This window comes from Peribacillus sp. AS_2, from assembly GCF_026891895.1.
Classification (GTDB): domain Bacteria; phylum Bacillota; class Bacilli; order Bacillales; family DSM-1321; genus Peribacillus; species Peribacillus frigoritolerans.
This window is the reverse complement of sequence record NZ_JAPTGA010000003.1, coordinates 93,374-113,609: the sequence shown is the minus strand read 5'-3', so window position 1 is coordinate 113,609 and position 20,236 is coordinate 93,374. Positions and strand designations below refer to the sequence as shown.

At 38.2% G+C, this 20,236-nt stretch carries 13 protein-coding genes; 4 read left to right on the top strand and 9 right to left on the bottom strand.

The genetic code is table 11. The features are described 5' to 3' along the window. Window positions 1-331: 331 nt before the first annotated feature. The 3 genes from OTG27_RS06095 to OTG27_RS06085 all read right to left on the bottom strand — a co-directional run bounded on the left by OTG27_RS06095 (window position 332) and on the right by OTG27_RS06085 (window position 6,865). Complete coding sequence (locus OTG27_RS06095; RefSeq protein ID WP_106026759.1) at window positions 332-1,582, bottom strand: MFS transporter; 1,251 nt, start codon at window positions 1,580-1,582, stop codon at window positions 332-334. A gap of 24 nt (window positions 1,583-1,606) precedes the next feature. Next, complete coding sequence (locus tag OTG27_RS06090; RefSeq protein WP_268936506.1) at window positions 1,607-5,710, bottom strand: non-ribosomal peptide synthetase family protein; 4,104 nt, start codon at window positions 5,708-5,710, stop codon at window positions 1,607-1,609. A gap of 126 nt (window positions 5,711-5,836) precedes the next feature. Further along, window positions 5,837-6,865 (bottom strand): hypothetical protein, encoded by a 1,029-nt coding sequence (locus OTG27_RS06085; RefSeq protein ID WP_268936505.1) that lies wholly within the window; start codon window positions 6,863-6,865, stop codon window positions 5,837-5,839. Window positions 6,866-8,241: 1,376 nt separating this feature from the next. Between OTG27_RS06085 and OTG27_RS06080 the strand changes: the two genes are divergently transcribed. Beyond that, window positions 8,242-8,370 carry a hypothetical protein gene (locus OTG27_RS06080; protein WP_268936504.1) on the top strand — a complete coding sequence of 43 codons (129 nt, stop codon included), beginning with the start codon at window positions 8,242-8,244 and terminating at the stop codon, window positions 8,368-8,370. Window positions 8,371-8,877: 507 nt separating this feature from the next. On the opposite strand, the gene OTG27_RS06075 is transcribed toward OTG27_RS06080, so the two are convergent. The 3 genes from OTG27_RS06075 to OTG27_RS06065 form a co-directional block, all read right to left on the bottom strand. Then, on the bottom strand, window positions 8,878-9,558 hold the full coding sequence (locus tag OTG27_RS06075) for an LbetaH domain-containing protein (protein WP_268936503.1): 681 nt from the start codon (window positions 9,556-9,558) through the stop codon (window positions 8,878-8,880). 365 nt (window positions 9,559-9,923) lie between these two features. Next, window positions 9,924-10,082: a YjcZ family sporulation protein gene (locus tag OTG27_RS06070; protein WP_072272451.1), complete on the bottom strand. Its 159-nt coding sequence runs from the start codon at window positions 10,080-10,082 to the stop codon at window positions 9,924-9,926. 128 nt (window positions 10,083-10,210) lie between these two features. Next, window positions 10,211-11,515, bottom strand: a complete 1,305-nt coding sequence (locus OTG27_RS06065; protein ID WP_098185642.1) for a helix-turn-helix domain-containing protein — start codon at window positions 11,513-11,515, stop codon at window positions 10,211-10,213. Window positions 11,516-11,990: 475 nt separating this feature from the next. On the opposite strand from OTG27_RS06065, the gene OTG27_RS06060 reads away from it, so the two are divergent. The 3 genes from OTG27_RS06060 (at window position 11,991) to OTG27_RS06050 (ending at window position 16,358) form a co-directional block, all read left to right on the top strand. Then, a complete protein-coding gene (locus tag OTG27_RS06060) occupies window positions 11,991-13,535 on the top strand; it encodes an AbgT family transporter (RefSeq protein WP_098864956.1) in 1,545 nt (514 codons plus the stop codon). Window positions 13,536-13,655: 120 nt separating this feature from the next. Then, a complete protein-coding gene (locus OTG27_RS06055) occupies window positions 13,656-14,915 on the top strand; it encodes an amidohydrolase (protein ID WP_268936502.1) in 1,260 nt (419 codons plus the stop codon). Window positions 14,916-14,951: 36 nt separating this feature from the next. Next, window positions 14,952-16,358 carry a M20 family metallopeptidase gene (locus OTG27_RS06050; RefSeq protein WP_268936501.1) on the top strand — a complete coding sequence of 469 codons (1,407 nt, stop codon included), beginning with the start codon at window positions 14,952-14,954 and terminating at the stop codon, window positions 16,356-16,358. A 486-nt stretch (window positions 16,359-16,844) separates the two neighbouring features. Here the strand turns inward: OTG27_RS06050 and OTG27_RS06045 are convergent, their stop codons facing one another. From OTG27_RS06045 to OTG27_RS06035, 3 genes are all read right to left on the bottom strand, one after another. Beyond that, the gene (locus OTG27_RS06045) at window positions 16,845-17,366 is read right to left on the bottom strand and encodes a P-loop NTPase family protein (RefSeq protein WP_063577272.1); all 522 of its coding nucleotides are present in this window, start codon (window positions 17,364-17,366) and stop codon (window positions 16,845-16,847) included. Between the two features lie 141 nt (window positions 17,367-17,507). After that, entirely contained in the window at window positions 17,508-18,566 is a 1,059-nt protein-coding gene (locus tag OTG27_RS06040; RefSeq protein ID WP_374941243.1) for an alkene reductase, read from the bottom strand. Window positions 18,567-18,758: 192 nt separating this feature from the next. Then, window positions 18,759-20,186: an MDR family MFS transporter gene (locus OTG27_RS06035; RefSeq protein ID WP_034315214.1), complete on the bottom strand. Its 1,428-nt coding sequence runs from the start codon at window positions 20,184-20,186 to the stop codon at window positions 18,759-18,761. Window positions 20,187-20,236: the final 50 nt, after the last annotated feature.

Sequence of the window (20,236 nt, the reverse complement as noted above, 5' to 3'; positions counted from 1 at the left end):
TGGTAACCATTGCCTAAGAACAAACGGTAAGCCCTAGTTGTTTTCAACTTCTTCATTTTTTTTACGCCTCGCTGAATGGAATCATATTAATAAAGCATCTTCATCACCTCAAGCTTTATTCATTCTATTTAAAAAAAATGAAGACTTTAGGCAATTCTATCTAGATGGTAAAACAATGTTGAGTGGAACGTAAGGTGCGAGACGCCTGCGGGAAAAGCGAGTGCCTGGAGTGGAAATCAAAGTTCAAAATGTGCAACCGAAAAAAATGTAGACAAACTCAAATTTCATCGAGTTTGTCTACATTCCGAAGGCAGAATATTTCTGCCTTTTTTTATATTTTCTCCGATATACTCTGTCCAACTTTTGAATTATAAGCTAATATACTTTTTTGAAAGAGCATGAAAAATAGGAAAGCGCTTATTAAGGAAGAAAAAGCAGCGACCAGAAAAGCTCCCTCATGCCGAATCAATGGTACAAATGCTAGTAACTGTGGAGCAAATATTCGACTTATTGAATAGCGTATATTTGCCGCAGCAAAGTACTGTGCTTTTTGGTTAGCAGGCGCAATGCCAGCAATGTAAGAATCCTGTGTACTAACAACAAGTAATTCCGCGACTGTAAGGATTAAGACTCCTATAAAAAAACCTATATAGTTTTGAGAGAAACCAAAGATAACCATGGAGAAAGCATACAAAATACTGGAACCTACAAACCCAAAACGGGTGCTATACTTTGAAGAAAGTCTAGCCGCCATGCTGCCTAAAATAATGACCAAAATCCCATTCGTCATTAACAAAGAAGCATAGTTCTGAGAAGCATTAATCGTAAAACCGAATATTGATGTACTTTCAGATAATCGATCTAGTAAAGTTGACGGAAGCAATATTTCTAACTGCATGAAAGCTTGAGCTGCAAATACACTGGCAACAACAAAAATTAAAAGACGTTTATCTTTTCCTATAAGCACTACTGCTTTTGTAAACTTACCATTCGCATTCATTCTTTCTTCATTACCTAATTTTCTATCATCCTGAAATTCCGGAGTTTTCCATAGTGATATATATACTAAAGTCAGTACAGATACCAAGGATGTTCCAATAAACCAAATAGGCATGGAATCAAATATAAAACTTCCTATAAGTGGACCAAGCGTCACCGCAACATTAAATATCTGGTAGGTGAATACATAAGCTTTTTTTTGTTCCTTTTCATCGAGCCAATCAGATATATAAGCTCTTCCTGCGGGTATATATGAAGAATAAGCTATACTCATTAAACCGAAGCTGCCAAACACCATTATATTGCTTCCAGCTATTCTTCCAATGATAAATAATATAGTCGCAACCAGAAAACCTATACTTGAAGATATCATCATAGGTTTTCTTCCTATCCTATCTGCAAAGATCCCACCCCAAATACCTGATATTACACCCAATACTGAAATTATGGCTAAAGCAAAAGATGCTAGGTAAGGGTTCCAGGCATCGTTTAAATATAAAACAATAAATGGAAATAGCATATAAAATAAAGTGTTTTGAATACCCTCAGCAAAAAATCTCCAACGCATATGATTTTTTTTCATACTAAAAACCCTTTTTCCTTAGATTTATACATACCTTATAGATGCAACTTGTTCCATAATAATCTTAGCAACATTTTCAGCATTTGGAGATTTATAGATCGTAAAATGTTGAGCTGGAACTGAACGCACTGTTAGTTCCCCAGCCAAGTAATTTTCCCAACCCACAGTGGTATCCTGCTCATTTTCTTCAGCTCGTATAAACAGAACTTTTCCATAAAAAGCTCCTGATATATTGTAACGATGAATAGCGACATTATTTGCTTCCCAAATTCCCAAGCCGCTCTTAACATCCTCAACTTCTGCGTCCATATGGAGATGACCGCCATCTTTTCCTAAGTTTAAAAGGAATTCCAATAGTTCCCCTTTGTCCATATGGGTTAACTCATCCGGATTAAACTTATCATTAACTCCATTTGTAAACTTTAATGCATATGATTTAACAAACTCCATTTTGTCGAAATCACGGGCTTTACTGAAATGACAGTCTAATAATGTTAATAAACCAACGTCTCTTCCTTCAGCCTCAAAGGAACGAGCTATTTCATAAGCCACATTACCACCGAACGAATAGCCCGTAATATAATATGGCCCTTCATGTTGAACAGATAGAATATAAGAAGCGTATCGTTTAGCCATATTTAATAAATCATCTTCATATTTATCACTTTCAGGAATCTCCGCACTTTCAATTCCCCAGACGTCAAACATTTCATTTAATTCCGCAGCCATTTCTTTATAACACCAAAGTGCTCCGCCAGCTGGGTGAATAAACCATATTTTTTGACGGTTCTCAGCTGGTGAGACGTGTACTACGCCATTAGGTTTAATGGAATTTGTTATAACATGAGCTATTCCTTGTATAGTGGGATAATCAAATACAATTGATACTGGCAAAGTTAGCTCGAATTGTTTATTTAGTAGAGCAATAAATTTCATGGCCAATAACGAATGTCCACCTATTTCAAAAAAGTTACTATTTATATTGTCGTCTGAGTTTCTGAAGATATCCTTCCATATGTTCTGAACTTTCATCAATGTTTCTTTATCCGCATGATAGTTTTTGTCATTTTTCAATGTTGTAGCTTCAATACTATTTTCCTGGATTTCAAATTTAGTGGTTTCATCAGCTATTCTTTGCATTTGAGAGATCCATTCTTGCTTCACTTCCGAGATTACATGATCCGTAAACAAATCGTTACAGTATTCTATTGTGAATGTTGAATTCTCTCCATCATGTTCTATGATGAAACTAAGATCGCATTTGGAAGTATCACTTAAAACCGATTCCATCTTAAATTGAGTATAGGGTTGTTTTTTCAAAAATCTATTATATACAAACATAACTTGAAATAGGGGCCGATAGTCACTACTTCTACTCTTCAGAACAGCAGGAATAATTTTTTCAATGGGAATATGCTCGTACTTTATTATCTCGGCATAATCCTGTCCAATTTTTTCGGAAATACTTTTTAATGTAGCATCCTCAGTAAAGTTTATTCTAAACGGAACAACATTAACATAATTCCCAATCGCTTCAAAATCCTGTTCGTAGGTTCTATTTGCTACTGGTACACCCATGCAAATATCCCGTTGACCACTCATTCTGGCAAGGACATAAGCTGCCATTGCTAAATGAATGGAGAATTCTGTAATTGATGTATTCTGACAAAAAGAAAGTATCTTTTGCTCTAGTTCTTTTGGCAGCGAAAACTTTATATGATTACCATTTATTGTTTGGGTACTCCCCTTCATCATACTTGTTGAGAATCTTGATTGATTTGGAATCTGTTCTAGATACTCCTTCCAAAATTTAAGACCCTCACTAAAGTCCATTGAGTTTTGATGATGTGCAAATTGGAAGAATGCAGCATTCATTTCCGTATTTTCCACTAGATCGGTTCCAATAAGTTCATGCAACTCATCTACAAATAACTGAGAGGACCAGCCATCAACTATTAGATGATGGAAAGTTAATAATAAATATTCCGCCTTGTCAGTAATAAATAATGAGGCACGAAATCCTCCCTTATTTAATTCAAACTTCCTTTCTGCTTCAGTTTGAATTTCTTCTCTTAAGCCCGTTTCCTCAACTGAACGTTCACTTATTTCGGAATTCAGCGTACTGTCATATTTCTGTATATATTCACCATTGTTAGTTAATATAATTCGTGATGATAAAATCGGATGTCTTCTTCGTAAATAGGAAATTGCTTTTTTTATTTTTGTGGTTTTACCTTTTTCAAAGTTTAACAGAAACGCTATATGATATTGAGATGCTCCTTTTTCTTGTTCAAAGAATAGTATTCCCTGTTGTCCCAACGATAATGGGGCTTCAAGATTAGCATCAAATTTTTGGTTTATCTTTTCCAATTTCTTAGGTTCTACAGTATTCTTGCCATTCTTTGAAATATGCTTTTTCAGATAATCTGCTTGTTTTCGAACTGTTGGATACAAGAAGACAAATCCATGTGTTAACGAAAGTTGAAACTCCGCGGAAAGAAGGTTTGCGAGTCGAATTGCCAGTAAAGAATGCCCTCCCGCTGAGGCAAATGCAGTTGTAGCAGAACGAACTTTTTCTCCTAAGACATCTTCCCAAATATTCGCAATGACTTGCTCCCATTTATCATGAATTCCGCTAAAATCATTATTACTTCTAAAAGGTACTAAAGATAATTGCCGTCGATTCATTTTCCCATTCTCTAAATAAGGGAAACGATCCATCTGGACAAAAAAATTAGGAATCATATAGGAAGGCAAACGTTTTTCAATATAGCTTCTCAACCCAATCTCATCCCAAGTCTCAGTATCACAACGTATATAAGCTACAAGCCATTGTTCTTCGACTTCTTCACGAACCTCTACTACTATGTCTTTAACGAAGGATACTTCTCGTATGGTTTCTTCAATTTCACCAAGTTCAATACGAAGTCCTCTTAACTTTATTTGTAAATCTTTACGACCTCGAAATTCGTAATGACCATCTTCTCTAATATGAACAAGATCTCCAGAGAGGTAAGACAATTGACCTGTAGAAGGACATATAACAAACTTTTCTTTTGTAGCATCGGGAAGACCAAAATAACCCAAGGCTAGACCCTCACCGGAAATCAGTAGTTCCCCTTCGCATCCAGTACCTAATAAATTCAACTCTTCATCCACAACATGTACTGAGGCATTATCGATTGGCTGTCCCAAATCGATTTCTCTAAAAAGGTGATTTTCACCTGGCAAACAAACTCTATAAGTAGTATCAATAGCTGCTTCAGTAGGACCATATAGATTTATAATCGGTATTGGTAAATTCGTTTGGATTTTATTTACTAATGATGTTTGCAATGACTCACCACCGCAAAACAATAGGCGCAAGGATGTGAAATTGGATAATGACTCCTGTTCTGACAGTAATTTAAGTACAGTTGGTACAAACTGTACAACTGTTACTTTATGCCTTTTGATATCCGTTGCAATATCAAATGGGTTGGATGAACCGATAACCATAGTACCACCAGACGATAGTGGTGCAAATATCTCCCAAACAGAAGCATCGAATCCCGATGCAGTTTTTTGTAAAAATATATCATCTTCAGTCCAAGAAAATTCTTTTTGCATCCATTGCATATGATTGACAATGGCACGATGCGGAATAACTACACCTTTTGGTCGTCCTGTAGAGCCCGATGTGAAAATGATATAGGCAGGTGTTTCATTATTAATCAGAACCATTGGAGGATCTTCCGTCCTAATTTTAGAATGCTCCCTTAAATCTATTGAATTCCGATTAAAGGCTAAATCCTTAACGGAACCGTCAGTCATTAATACATTGACTTCTGCTTTTTCAATACAATACCTTAGTCTGTCTAATGGATAAGAAGGGTCAAGTGGTACGTAAGCAGCACCCGCTTTTAGCGTTGCAAGCATGGCAGCTATTAATGAAATGGATCTTTCTGCTGCAATGGCTACCCGGTCTCCTTCGTTAATACCCTTTTTTGCAAGCAAATGGGCGAGAGCATTTGCCCAAGTATCCAATTCCTTATATGTTATAACCATATCTTTATCTTTTATTGCAATGTTATTGGGATATATAGTTACCATAAGTTCAAAAGCATTTTGAAGAAACCTATTATTCATAATAATTTAGCGTATTGGCAAATCAATAACGCTGTCCTCCTTTGGGCAACTTAGTATGTATTATAAAATTCAAAACTATTAGAGGAAACAAACCTGTCGGGAACTAACTCCCGACAGATTTATTATTTATCCGTTTACAATGCAATCTGTACCATCTACATAATGCTCTTTATGTTCTTCTAAACTCCACAAATTAACGGTTTTCATTATCCAACGAGTTCTTTGCTTTTCCACATCCGTAATTTCTTCAACATCCTTACCATGAATAGAATGATTGTTTGATAAGGAAATGAATTCACCCGCCTTTAGTAGGTGCGGAGCCTTTAATTCATGTAGTAAAACTTTTATTTTATCTACAACTCCCTGGGCTTCTTCCGTAAGACCCACTGTCCGATTTTCAAAATATGCAATATCAAATTCTTCTTCATTCAATAGGATGGCGTGATTTTTTGCACGCCCTAATTCAGTACGATTACCATATGTCGATAAATCATCAAAAGGTGTATAGAAGAGTTCTTGACGCATCAAATTTAAATCAGAAGGATCAAGTTTCTGAATTAAATCAATATTTTTGACGAATGTTGTAAAGATTTGATTTCCTTCATAGGCCCTCATTGATAACATATTCACAAAATCAGGCCGAACGAAATGATTTGCTAAATCTTTATGGAATCCTAAAGCCACCAGTGCTTTTTGTGATTGTGTTTCTGATAAAGATTTCATGGGATAGATATCTTGAAAGACATCGCCATCATTTACATTTATATATCCAATAGCTGGCATTTCCATGACTTGAGCATAGAATTGAAGAAAACCTTCCCCAACATATGTTTTTTTAAGCTCTCTTTTTGATTGAACTGGTGATTCATGGTCAAAAATAGGAACATCTTTATCTATAGGGCAGTTTTGTAGATATAAGTAAGGTTCTTCCTTCCAAATCCTATTACCGGAAGCTTTTATTTTTTCCACAATATCTTTTATTTCAACATCGTTTTCGACAATGTTTTCGATTTCTGAACGAAAGGAAGTGTAATCTTCATAAGGATTACATTTTAACTCCAAAAATTTATTTGTAAGAAGTTGATTCTCTGCATCTGTAAACACATAATCAACTTTTAATTTATTCTTCGTACTTGCATTAGTATCTACACCCATTAACTTAGCTCCAATTCTATTGATTTTATTTTTACGCAGTAAATCACTAAAGTCTAGATGTGAAAAAATCTAGCAATCTTCTGAATAATAGGGCCCTATTAATATGTAAATACGTAATATGATTGCTGGTGCTACCAAATTTTAACACGATAGTTTTCAGAATTCAACGAATGTTAAAAAAATACAACTTCTTGCTCATTACCACTCACATTAGAGCTTTCATTCTTAAAATGGCAATGTCATGATTCGTCATTTTCTGAACACCTGCAAGGCAGTGTTACATGAGATCAAAAGGAGGATTTTGGTGTTTTATAACCTGATTTATGGTGATGGACTGCCTGGTTGATAACAGTTGAGAAATACAAGAAAATGCCCAAGCTTATATGTCATTAAGTCAGGGCATCTAAATCAACCGGGCATCGAATTTTTCTTCATTTTTTGAATATATGTAAGTAATGAAGAGTAAGTCGCATTCCTCTATTGACCTGATCGAGTAATGATCCTAAAACCCTGAGATCAGAAAAGCAACGTTGCGACTTTCTACCTAATTTAATCACCGTAAATGGAACAGGAACTTATGGACTGTCATTTTGAGTGGATAAAAGTAATCACCTATGTCATATTCCGTATTTAGGGTTAAAGAATGATGCCCCTTACCAAAATAGCAAGTGTTTATTGAGACACGTAAAATAGCCTCCTCCATATACATGGCATCAGTTGACCATGGTGAACGATCCTGTTTCAACAAAATCGTACATCCAGAAAAACAATGGCAGGTAATCTAACAAAGAGGAAGATTTTGTATAAATCCATTAGTATAATTGATGAAATTACAATAAGAAAGGAAAGATCACTCATGCATGCTTTAAAAAAGAATGCCACATGTACCCTTGAAATCAGTTATCTGTATATACTGTTCTTTTTTTCAGAGCTACAAACTACTACTGCAAGCTTTTTAAAAATAAAGTAAGAATCATGTAATTAAAACCTCTTGAATGAACTATGCTAAAAGATCCTACGAACATTCCCTTACGAGTATTTCATCTTCATTATTAGCACTTTCAACCGTCATAACAGCCAATTTGTACGCCTTGTCTGTGCAAGATCCCTCAAAGGCGAAATGGCAATTCTCCTTACGGTTCCAGATTGATAAACTGGATGCCCGACAAGCGTTTTAAGACATTAACTCAGTCCTCTGTAACTCCATAGGGCTGAGCTTTTTTCAACAGGTAATGATTATTCTACCTATCCTCCCTACTGAGCTACCTTACTAGCCGTGAATCATAAATATTACAAAGTTGTTCCTTTCAAGTGAGAAACATAAGTTCTCCAAAAAAGGACAAACTGTATTTGAAAAAAGAAAGGAGATGTGAGACATGACAAAAAAATTCAATAAAGGCAGCGGTAACCAAAATTCGCCGCAATTACACGGACAAACCCCTGTTAGTGGGGACAACAGCAAAGGAAATAAAAGAAATAAAGATCAGAGCTCTAAATCAGAGTAACTAATGAAACAAACCGGTCATATTCAGACCGGTTTGTTTCATTGCAGGCACTATTCATTGTTAAAAAGAACAATTCTCAAAAGATCCCCTTCTAGCGATCATTGAATTATCCTGTGTACACTGGACCAACTTTGATTCCAAAAAGCCCAATTCATTAAAAGCGTTCCAAACTGTAAATGGAGTGCTGGTAAAACTGACCACAGAAAAGTTTTAATTGGAAGGAATTCGTTTTACATATTTAAACCGGATGTGAATTTTATTGCCTGAGGAAGATTTAGGAAACAGTTGACCAATTTTTATATTCTCCAGTTCCATGATGGAAACTAGCACTCCTCCTGTTATAATCCCGGCAAATGCTCCATCTCTTTAAATTGCAAACAACTTTTATTCGGAACATCTCCTCTTAGGTATGATTATAACGTCCGCCCATAACAATAAAAAAGCTGCCTCAATGACAGCTTCGCATTTCTGGAATCCTCTACGAATGACCCAATCCAGCCATACTTATTACTGGTCATAGGCAAATCCGCAGGAGCAACGATTTTTCCCAAATAACAGGTGGTAAGATGCGGGGAATTCATGATTGACCCGTTGAACTTCATGTGCAAATTCCTTACTATCTTTAGGTACTGTTGAAAGTGCATCCGCTTTTTCTTGTGAATCAATATTAGCTCCTGGCGGTACAAACCTACCAGGCGGTATACGAACGCCATTTGTTACTACTGCATTATAAGAAATAAATGCGCCTCTTCCTACAATTGCCGTATAAACAATGGATTTAAAACTAACAAATACCTTATCTGCAATATAACAAGGCCCATGGACAATCGCACCATGAGCAATGGTCACTTCATTTCCAATGAATATTGAATAGCCATTTGTCCCAACTAAAATCCTTTTATTGAATAATCCATGTAAAATTACTCCGTCCTGTATATTTGAATTGGATCCTATATAAAAAGGAGTTCCTTCATCCGCACGTATACTTACATTAGGCGCTACATAGACATTGTTACGAATGGTAACATCACCTATGACACTGGAAAACTGACTGACAAATGCTGTTTTATCAATTTTAGGAAAGCATTGAACAGGATTTAATGAAGTAATGGGGTTGGGGCTTATAAATGGTTCAAAACAGTGAGAATGGTTATTGGAAGAGGCGTTTGATCCTTTTTTTTCACCCAAGCAATTACCTCCCTCACAATCTATCGGGCTTAATTTTTTTATGCAGGAAGATGGGTGGCGAAAGGGCTATCATTCAGGTATCCATCCCTTTCCTGCAGTACAGTTTTTGCCTTGGTATAGAAATAGAAATAGATATTTCGGTGTTTGAAACTTAGGAAAATACCCATCGATCCTGTTATGCACCTGCAAGTTTGTAAATCAACCAAAAGAATCACGAAGTTTCTTTGCCACTGGGGATCTAAAACGTGAAATATACCACAATCAATACAGATATCAATGGAATTAAAAAGAATGACCCCTTTTAAACAAAGATCATCCTCCTTAAACTAGCCTTATTTACTCTGTTCGTTACAGCGGGTGAGCTTTTAGCAGAAACCGCCATATCCTTGGACCGCTCCATTACCGCTACCATAACAAGTAGCTCCAACAATGATTAAGAGTATAAACAATACGACTATAAAAGCGAAACCTCCACCAAATCCACCAACACCGTTATCAGAATCACAATTTGACAATAGAAACATCTCCTTCTTTTTTTAAGGAGGAATTAATTAAATGGGTTCCTTTACTTTATGTTCTAATTAGGATATTGGCACAATAATCTCACCGGAAACCGAATTTCATTTACGTGAATACGAAGAACGTCAAGGTGTTACTTCTTTAACATATAAATTTTACGAGGTCTTCCCCGAGGTGATTGAAGTTCTTCTCCTTTATACTCCACTAAACCGCTTTCACTCAAACCACTCATGATTCTCTGGGCATTTCGAACGGTCATGGATAAATGGGAAGCTAAATCCGAGGAAGTGAAGCCATCCCAGCCCATACGATCGATCAATGCTTCTATCTTTTTATACGTTTTCACACTAATGTTAGCCTGATTCAATTTATCCAGCAGTTCTTTATCATTGGAACGGAAGGTGTATGCCAATTGTTCTTCTTGACCTACGGATTCGATCATTACACCATCTTCCTGGATAACAACAATTCCAGAACTTTCTTTCTTTTTTGAATGACGGATCGCCTTGCGGGCATTGATTTCTGCCGATGCTGCCGTTTCACCAAAACCAATGCCGACTGCAACAGAAACATCCATCTCAAGGGCCAGTTGTTGAACAGTACTTCGCAAGCTGCCAATTTCCCGTTCAATGGCCTTTCGTGAACTAAATATTTGATAGCGTCCGTTTCCATTTTCGATGAGGGATCCATCTAATTTTTCGCAAAATGTAAGCAATGTTTGTTTAATCTTAAGCTCCAAATGCTGCAGATGGTAACGAATATTAACCTCGTCAACAAATTGATCAAACTGATCAATTTCAATGATTTCGACACCTATCTGGCTATCCTTGAAATAAGTACTTTTTGCCTTTTCAATTAAAATCTTGACCGCTTGCCGAATTTCCATTTTGGTCATATTAATTTTGTAGACAGGAACACTTTCCTTCTTCAAGGCCTCATAAACAGATTGTAAAACGGTAAGGACACCATGTACCTCCCCTTCCCTCCACAACTGAAGATGAAATTGGACAATTTCTTGATAATCATATTGTTCATCAAATGTTTTTACATAAATATGTTCAGTGGAGATCCCCAGCTCTTGCAGCGACTCATGAAGAAAAAAGTCTTCCAATCGAATCATATCGATGGACAACTTATCGAAAAAATGTTTTTGATCTGCAGACATTTGTAATAAACATCGATATAAACTAGATCCTACAGGGGGACAATATGTAAAATTAGCCTCTGAATCCAACATTCCTTTTGCTATTCTATAGGGTACCGGTCCAGAGAAAAACCAACCATTTACTGTACTTTGATGTTTTTTTATAATATCCGTTACCTCACGTGCATCTTCATATGGAAAATCAATAAAATCTATTTCATGTTCAAATTCATTAGTGACATCCCGAATTTTCTTTAAAGATGAAAGTGGACCCACAACCCCAATTTTATACAAGTTTATTTCACCCCTACATCATACTATTCGTTTTATTATATCAAAATAACCAACCCTAACAGGGAATAAAAATGATATCTAAAAATACAAGCATGGTAAAGCACCGTTTGACATGAATAAACGGTGCTGCTTAATATGGTTTACTTATCTATCGCAAGTTCAAGAATGGCAGGATTTAATCATTCAATGATTTCGCATTCCATTGTTTACTTCACAACAATTACCAGAAAATAATTTCCCTTTATTCAGAAAATTTTATTGAAATAGATTATTCTTAATTATATAATACATTTAACGAAAATAGCGCTAAATATTCGTTAAATAAAAAGCAGTATATTTGGAAGAGATTAATGAAAGTTCACAAAGGATGAAAGACGCTAATTTGAGTTTAAGGCAGGTTTAGAGAAAAGTTTATAAATGGAATGGTGCAAAACGCACAAACTACAAATGGAAGAAGGTTTAGGAGGAGAATGTAATGGAACAAAAAGTAATCAAAGATACAACTAATCTTCAAAATCAGAAAACGGGTGGTTTTTTCAATAGAGTAGAGAGAATAGGAAACAAAATCCCCCACCCCTTTATCTTATTTATTTATATGATTGCCTTTTTATTTGTTGTAACCGCTCTCTTATCCGTTTTCCATGTTTCGGCATCGGACCCCATTAGTGGAGAGAAAGTGGAAGTTCAAAACCTTTTAAGCCGTGAAGGCATCCAATGGATTTTGCCGAATATGATTAAAAACTTTTCAGGGTTTTTACCATTGGGATCTATTTTAGCCCTAATGCTGGGAGTGGGACTCGCTGAAAAGGTCGGATTGTTAGAAGTTTTGATTCGGAAAATGTCGTTAAAGGTCTCAGGGAAATACGCAAGTTATTTAGTTGTATTTGTTGCCTTCTTCAGTCATGTTTCTTCTGATGCTGCGCTTGTCATCATGCCTCCCCTTGGAGCTTTGATTTTCCTTGCTGTGGGACGGCACCCTGTTGCAGGCTTGCTCGCTGCCATTGCTGGGGTTGGTTCAGGTTTCACTGCCAACTTATTAATCGTCACAACAGATGTCTTGCTTTCAGGAATCAGTTCGGAAGTAGCGAAAGGCATGAATGCAAATTTGACCGTTAATGTTACGGATAACTGGTTCTTTATGGCGACTTCCGTTCTCGTACTCACGGTAGTTATATCCTTGATTACAGATAAATTTGTTGAGCCGCGTTTAGGAAAGTATGAAGGTGGCGGTAAACATAAAAAATTGGAGCAATTAACGAAGCAACAAAACAAAGCACTCCTGGCTACAGGTATTTCAGCATTGATTTTTATAGCTGTTATGGCCATTCTAGTCGTTCCAGAAGGAGCCCTATTGCGAAATCCAGAAACCGGAGCCATCCTCCCTTCTCCATTCATGTCCGGAATTGTCGCAATCATCTTACTCTTCTTTTTTACAGTTTCCATTACTTATGGAGTTAAGGTGGGAGCAATCAAGAAACAAAATGACATTCCGGAATTATTGGTAGACCCAATTAAAGGCATGGCCGGATTCATTATTATGGTTTTCCCGCTTTCCCAGTTTGTCGCTTGCTTTAACTGGAGTAATATGGGTAAGTTTTTGGCTTTATCCATCACAGATCTGTTGGAACAGCTAAACATAGAAGGTGCACCTGTCCTAATAGGGCTAATGTTCTTATCTGGACTTCTTTCCATGTTCATTGCCAGCGGATCGGCAATATGGTCTATATTGGCACCCGTTTTTGTCCCAATGTTCATGGTATTAGGCTATCATCCTGCCTTCGCCCAAATGTTGTTCAGGGTAGCAGATTCATCTGTACTGCCATTGGCACCTGTATCTCCATTTGTCCCACTATTCTTAAGTTTCTTACAAGAGTATCGAAAAGATGCAAAACTAGGAACTTATTATTCTCTTATTTTGCCTTATCCGATTATCATCTTCATCATTTGGACATTATTGGTTGTGGTTTGGTATTTCCTTGGCCTCCCAATTGGTCCCGGAGTATATCCGAAATTACCGTAATTTGAAAAGTCCCAAGCGCCCCGTATGTCCCTTAAGCGACTTGAGGGGCTGGGCCGCTTGATATAGACACTAAATTGTATGATACGAATTATCATCAAATAAAATTAGGAGTGAAACGAATTGGATATTATTTCTTTAAGACGTGATCTTCATCAACACCCGGAAGTTGGCTTTACGGAATTTCGTACTGCTTCAAAGGTAGTGGAAGCACTAACTTCCCTGAAGTATAACGTGATATTTGGAAAAGACGCTTTAGATGGTGATTCTCGCCGTGGAGTCCCCCCTATCGAAGTATTAGAGGAAACATTTAATAGAGCATTAAAAGATGGTGCCAATCCAAAGATCCTCCAAGAAATGGAGGGTGGATATACTGCCGTCATTGGTGTATTAAAAGGAAAAAAGGCTGGCCCAACCGTTGCTTTCCGCTTTGATATGGATGCATTGCCTGTTACGGAAAGTACTGATTCTGACCACTTCCCGCAAATAAACGGTTTTCGTTCAAAATATGAAGGAAATATGCATGCCTGTGCACACGATGGCCATACAGCCATTGGCTTAGGACTTGCTGAAAAATTAGCGGATGGCGATTTCGCAGGAACCGTAAAGCTTATTTTTCAACCAGCTGAAGAGGGCGTACGCGGTGCCTATTCAATTGTACAAAAAGGAATTTTGGATGATGTGGATCATATATATTGTCTGCACCTTGGCACAGATGTCCCTCTAGGAGAATTTCACGGTGGGTCTTCCGGATTTTTAGCAAGTACGAAAATGGCTGCACATTTTCATGGGGTATCTTCTCATGCAGGTGCTTCTCCTGAAAAAGGTAAAAATGCATTATTGGGAGCAGCAACCGCATTGTTAAATATTCATGCCATTCCTAGATTCAGTTCAGGCTCGACCCGTGTGAACGTAGGTGTTCTTAATGGAGGAACAGCCGCTAATATTATTCCAGCGCATGCAAAAATGATCATTGAAACCCGATCTGTAACCGAAGAAGCAAATGCTGAAATGGAGAAACGTGTTCGAAATATCGTGGCTCATAGTGCAGGTATGCATGAGCTTGAACATGAAATTGAAATTATAGGACAAGCAATTACGATTCGCTGTGATCAAGAACTTGTCGAACTGGCCATGGAAGAAGCCAGGAATATAGATGGTTTTTCAACAATCGAAGCATGCAGAAAATCCGGTTCTGCGGGAAGCGAAGATGCAAGTTTCATGATTCGAAGAGTACAGGATAATGGCGGGAAAGGGACATATATGATTATTGGGACTGATATTCCTGCACCACATCACCACCCTAAATTTGATATTCAAGAAGAGGTATTACCAAGGAGTGTAGAACTTTTGAATCTTATTGCTAGACGGCTTTTAAAATAGTTTTTCAGTATATATATAGGAAGGAAAGAGTGAAAAATGACATATGTAAATAGACTATCGGAAATCATTGAACAAAAAAAAGAAAAATTCATTGAAGTCAGTGACTGTATTTGGAATTTTGCAGAAACACGTTTCGAAGAATATCAATCGGCCGAATTGCTATGCAAAACATTAGAAAGCGAAGGATTTTCTGTTGAAAAAGGTGTTGGAAACATAGAAACGGCATTCATCGGCAGCTTTGGAACCGGTAAACCTATTGTGGCAATCATGGGAGAGTTCGATGCATTGTCAGGTATGAGTCAAAAAGCGGCTACGGCTAAACAGGAGCCACTAGTACAAGGTGAAAATGGCCATGGCTGCGGTCACAATTTACTTGGTACGGGATCTTTAGCTGCAGCTGTTGCAGTGAAGGATTATATGGAAGAGAATCATATAAATGGGACAGTTCGTTATTATGGATGTCCTGGAGAAGAAGGCGGATCAGGCAAAACCTTCATGGTCAGAGAAGGTTTGTTCGATGACGTTGATTTTGCATTTTGTTGGCATCCACTGGATGTTAACGGCGTCTTGTCGATGGATTCACTTTCCAATTTCCAAGTGTATTATAAGTTTAAAGGCAAAAGCTCCCATGCAGCAGCATCACCACATTTGGGACGGAGTGCTTTAGATGCCGTAGAACTTATGAATGTTGGCGTGAACTATTTAAGAGAGCATATTATCCAGGAAGCAAGAGTCCATTATGCAATAACGAATTCAGGTGGATTATCTCCTAATGTTGTCCAACAAGATGCTGAAGTTCTTTATTTATTACGAGCTCCAGAAGTTTCACAAGTTCAAGATATTTACTTAAGAGTTTGTAATATTGCTAAAGGTGCTGCCCTGATGACAGGAACTGAATTGGAAATCGTTTTTGACAAAGCCTGTTCCAATGTTATCCAAAACACTGTGTTAGATTCCGTCATGCATAAAAATTTCCAAGAATTAGGCATTCCACAACACGATGATGATGAAAAACAGCTTGCCAAAGAAATCCGCGCCACCTTAACCGAACAAGAAAGGAACAGTACAATCAATCCATTTAAAGATAATCAAGATGGTGCACTGTCAAATTGGTTAGAACCCATTGAGGGCCTACAAGCGCCATTAACAGGTTCATCGGATGTGGGAGATGTTAGCTGGATTGTTCCTACTGCCCAATGCACAACGGCTTGTTTTGTTCTTGGGTCACCTTTGCATAGCTGGCAGTGGGTTACACTGGGATCAACATCCATTGCCCATAAAGGAATGCTTCATGCCGGCAAGGTTATTGCGGCAACTGCAGTAGAAGTACTTCAAAATCCGGAATTAATTGAAAAGGCAAAAACGGAACTAAAAGAACGATTACAAGGAAAAAGCTATATCTCCCCTATCCCGCAAAATGTAAAACCTTTAGTAAAAAGATGATAGACTAGTTGTTAGTGGGTTGCCTTAATCGTTAATTGTCCGTAGCTATATGGTAATTTAATTCATGAAACTTATGATGTATAAAAAGGGGTTTGGAAAACATATCTTTCATCAAAAAATGTTCCCAAAACCAACACCTTCAATTCCTCAAGTATGGTTTCTATCTATATGTTTGAACAAAGTTGATTGGAGAGAAAGGTGCGAGACTCCTGCGGGAAAAGCGCGTCTAGGGAGACCCCGAAGGCGCAAGCCGAGGAGGCTCGCGGACCGCCCGCGGAAAGCGAGTGCCTGGAGCGGAAATCTACGTCCAATTGTACAAGCCATAAAAAAACTGTGGTAAACTCGATTTCTTCGAATTTGTCTAAAGTCTCAGGGATCTTCGATTGGAAGATCCCTTTTCCATTTGTGCTTATGAGCTGCTGTTAAGATCAGGAAAGACCCAGTTTCGAAAATCTCTAAGATTCATAAAGATTAATGATAAGAAGCTTATCCCTTCATATTCAACAAATATCCTTCAATATCGGGCTTACTTTTTAACATGACTATCACCTTTTCAGGGTCACTCTTTTGAAGATCTGCCAATTTGATTTTCATTTCTTTCTTGCGAGGAAAGTAAGTGGATATGATAAATTTGATAAACTCCCAGTCTAGTTTTTCATGGCAGCCTTTAGCCATATCGGTCCTTGTTTTACCTAGATTAGACAACCAGCGTTTTATCACACGGTAAAGGCAAACACGGAGAGGAAGTTCTAAATAAATAATCGTATCGGCTAGCTCCGAACGCAGGTTAAAAGAATGACTATAATTGCCTTCCATGATCCACTTGTCATGACTCACTACTTCCTTTTGAGCAGAAATAAAATCCTCTAAAGGAGCCTCCACCCAGCCAGGCCTCCAGTAGAATGTATCCAAATGATATACCTCGATATTCAAATGATCTCCAAGTCTTCTTGCAAAAGTAGATTTCCCGACACCCGCGGACACTCCGATAACCATGATACGTTCCATCGATATACCATCCACTCTCCCCTTTTATGTTCATAAGAAAAGGCGACCCTTCTTGAAGAAGAATCGCATCAGTTTTAGAAAATGAAGTATGGTTGCTGCGATGTCCTGTCAAAGAACAAGCCAGCCTACATTTTATCTCTATTAAATCAGATGCCCTAAATGTTTCTTTACCTCGTAATCAACAAGTTTTTCATCTTTCTTAATTCGTGCCAGATAATCCGGGTTGGCTATAAGCGGACGGCCAATCGCCGCAACGTCAATGATGCCTTTTTCCAGTGCTGCTTCCGCTGTTTCAGGATCAAGCCCGCCCACACCGACTATGATTCCATCCCAGTGGCTGCGTACCAATTCATGCATGGTCAATCCTCTTGCAATCGGTTTGGTAAATTCCATCGTGGATGGGTGTATCATTTTGACTCCTGTTTCATTGAACGCTTCAATAAATGTTTGGATCGCTTTTTCAGGGTCTTCCCACATATAAGACGGCTGGTCAATTTTCAAAGCCGAGAAACGAATAAGGGTACGTTCCGCTCCTACCGCATCAATAACTGCTTTTAGCACTTCCTTCATAAATGTCAGACGCTGTTTTAAATCACCACCGTACCGATCGGTCCTTTTATTGGAGGTGTCAGAATTGAACTGGTCTATTAAGTAGCCATGTGCACCATGAATTTCAACGCCGTCAAAACCAGCAATCATTGCATTCTTTGCAGCTTGTTTATATTGGTTCACAACTTCTGCAATATCCGTCTCTGTCATTTCTTCAGGGGTGTCAAAAGGTTTGCCGAATCGTGAAACCTTACCTTCTGCAGCGATAGGTGACGGAGCCTGCGGAGGAAGTCCTCCTGCAATTTCATGGTGGCTTGCACGGCCCACATGCCAGATTTGCGCAATAATCGTTCCGCCTTCAGCATGTACTGCTTCCGTTACTCTTTTCCACCCGTTGATTTGCTCTTGAGTATATATACCGGGAACTCCAGGATTGCCCTTTGCTCTTGGTGAAATCACTACACCTTCAGTAATGATAAGTCCGATTCCATCTTGAGCCCGTTTTCGGTAATATTCTACGGTCAGGTCATTCACAACACCAGTTTCGTTATCGGCAAACGACCGAGTCATAGGAGCCATTGCCGTTCTTGTTTTTAAGTTCCATGCACCTATTGTTACAGGTTCAAACATTTTGGTTTTTATTGTTTTCATTTGAGTTCCTCCTGTTAACCGCTTTACCTGAGCTGAATTTTAGTAACTTTCATTGTGTAAGATTATCCGATAAGTGGTTAGTTTTCAAATAATTCACTCTGTTTTTTTCGTTTTCGATGAAATATGGTAATAAAGACCAGTAAAAAAAAGCCAGACAGAGAAACTCCATTCCCTGCTGGCTAATTTATCTTATTAGTCTCGTGCTGTTCTGATAAAAAACGATACGATCAAACCAATGATTGCAAGGACAAGGCCAAAAATAAAGGCATCTTGAACACCTGCAGTCAATGAACCGCTAATGGCAGATGGATCGAACGGATCTTCTGCATTTGCCATATAATTTTTTTGGGATGCTGACATGATCGTAATGGCAACGGTTGTACCGATGGCCCCCGATACTTGTTGCAATGTATTCATTAGAGCCGTTCCATCCGGATAAAGATTTTTTGGCAGTTGATTCAGGCCATTTGTCTGGGCCGGCATCATGACCATCGAAACACCAATCATAAGGAGGGAGTGCATGACGATTACCATTATGATCGTCGTTTCAGTCGTTACGTTCGTCAAAGTCCATAACATGACAATCATGATAATGAAGCCTGGAACCACTAACCCTCTTGGACCGAACTTATCAAAAATGCGCCCCGTAACCGGAGACATGATACCATTAAGCACCCCACCCGGCAATAGTACCAGCCCAGCAGAAAACGCAGCTAATGCAAGCCCTGTTTGCAGGTATAGCGGTAAGAGAATCATGGATGACATGATGATCATGAAGGTGATGAAGACGGTTATTAACCCTAACGTGAACATCGGGTATTTAAAAACGCGCAAGTCAATCATTGGTTTATCCATATTGAATTGCCTCACAGCAAACAGGAATAACGCTATAAGTCCAACAATGATCGAGGATAAAACGATCGCATTGCTCCATCCTTGCTCTCCGACAATACTAAAGCCATAAACAATTCCCCCAAAACCAATGGTCGATAAAACAATGGATGGTACATCGATTTTAGGTTTGGTGATTATTGAAACGTTTTGCATATACTTGAGACCGAATAGTAAAGCGATCACAAAGAACGGCAAAGACACCCAGAAAATGTAATTCCATTTTAGATTTTCAATAATCAAGCCTGAAACTGTCGGCCCGATGGCTGGGGCAAACATGATCACCAGCCCCATCAATCCCATCGTCGCTCCCCTTTTATGAATAGGGAAAATCAATAAAATGGTATTGAACATGAGAGGCAATAAAAGACCCGTTCCGATTGCCTGGATGACACGGGCTAGCATCAAGATGCCGAACCCGGGTGCAATTGCTGCAATGAGCGTCCCAATGATGGAGAACACCATTGAGGCAATGAATAATTGACGAGTATTGAACCACTGAATCAAGAGTCCCGAAACGGGAACCAATATCCCCAATGTCAATAGGTAACCCGTTGTTAGCCATTGCACGGTTGAAGGACTGACATTGAATTCTTGAATTAGATCTCCCAGCGCCATGTTTAATGCCGTCTCGCTGAATAACCCGATGAACCCTGCAATTAAAAATGCAATTAATATAGGGGTCGTCCTAATGACTGGGTTTTGTTGCTGTGTTGCATCTGCTGACATAAAATAATTCCTCCAATTACTAACTGTTCGACCTAAGCTTAAGATAATTT

Coding starts and splice junctions, on each gene's coding strand:
- OTG27_RS06095 (WP_106026759.1), bottom strand. CDS start 1,582: ATGAAAAAAAATCATATGCGTTGGAGATTTTTTGCTGAGGGTATTCAA.
- OTG27_RS06090 (WP_268936506.1), bottom strand. CDS start 5,710: ATGAATAATAGGTTTCTTCAAAATGCTTTTGAACTTATGGTAACTATA.
- OTG27_RS06085 (WP_268936505.1), bottom strand. CDS start 6,865: ATGGGTGTAGATACTAATGCAAGTACGAAGAATAAATTAAAAGTTGAT.
- OTG27_RS06080 (WP_268936504.1), top strand. CDS start 8,242: ATGACAAAAAAATTCAATAAAGGCAGCGGTAACCAAAATTCGCCGCAA.
- OTG27_RS06070 (WP_072272451.1), bottom strand. CDS start 10,082: ATGTTTCTATTGTCAAATTGTGATTCTGATAACGGTGTTGGTGGATTT.
- OTG27_RS06060 (WP_098864956.1), top strand. CDS start 11,991: ATGGAACAAAAAGTAATCAAAGATACAACTAATCTTCAAAATCAGAAA.
- OTG27_RS06050 (WP_268936501.1), top strand. CDS start 14,952: ATGACATATGTAAATAGACTATCGGAAATCATTGAACAAAAAAAAGAA.
- OTG27_RS06045 (WP_063577272.1), bottom strand. CDS start 17,366: ATGGAACGTATCATGGTTATCGGAGTGTCCGCGGGTGTCGGGAAATCT.
- OTG27_RS06040 (WP_374941243.1), bottom strand. CDS start 18,566: ATGAAAACAATAAAAACCAAAATGTTTGAACCTGTAACAATAGGTGCA.
- OTG27_RS06035 (WP_034315214.1), bottom strand. CDS start 20,186: ATGTCAGCAGATGCAACACAGCAACAAAACCCAGTCATTAGGACGACC.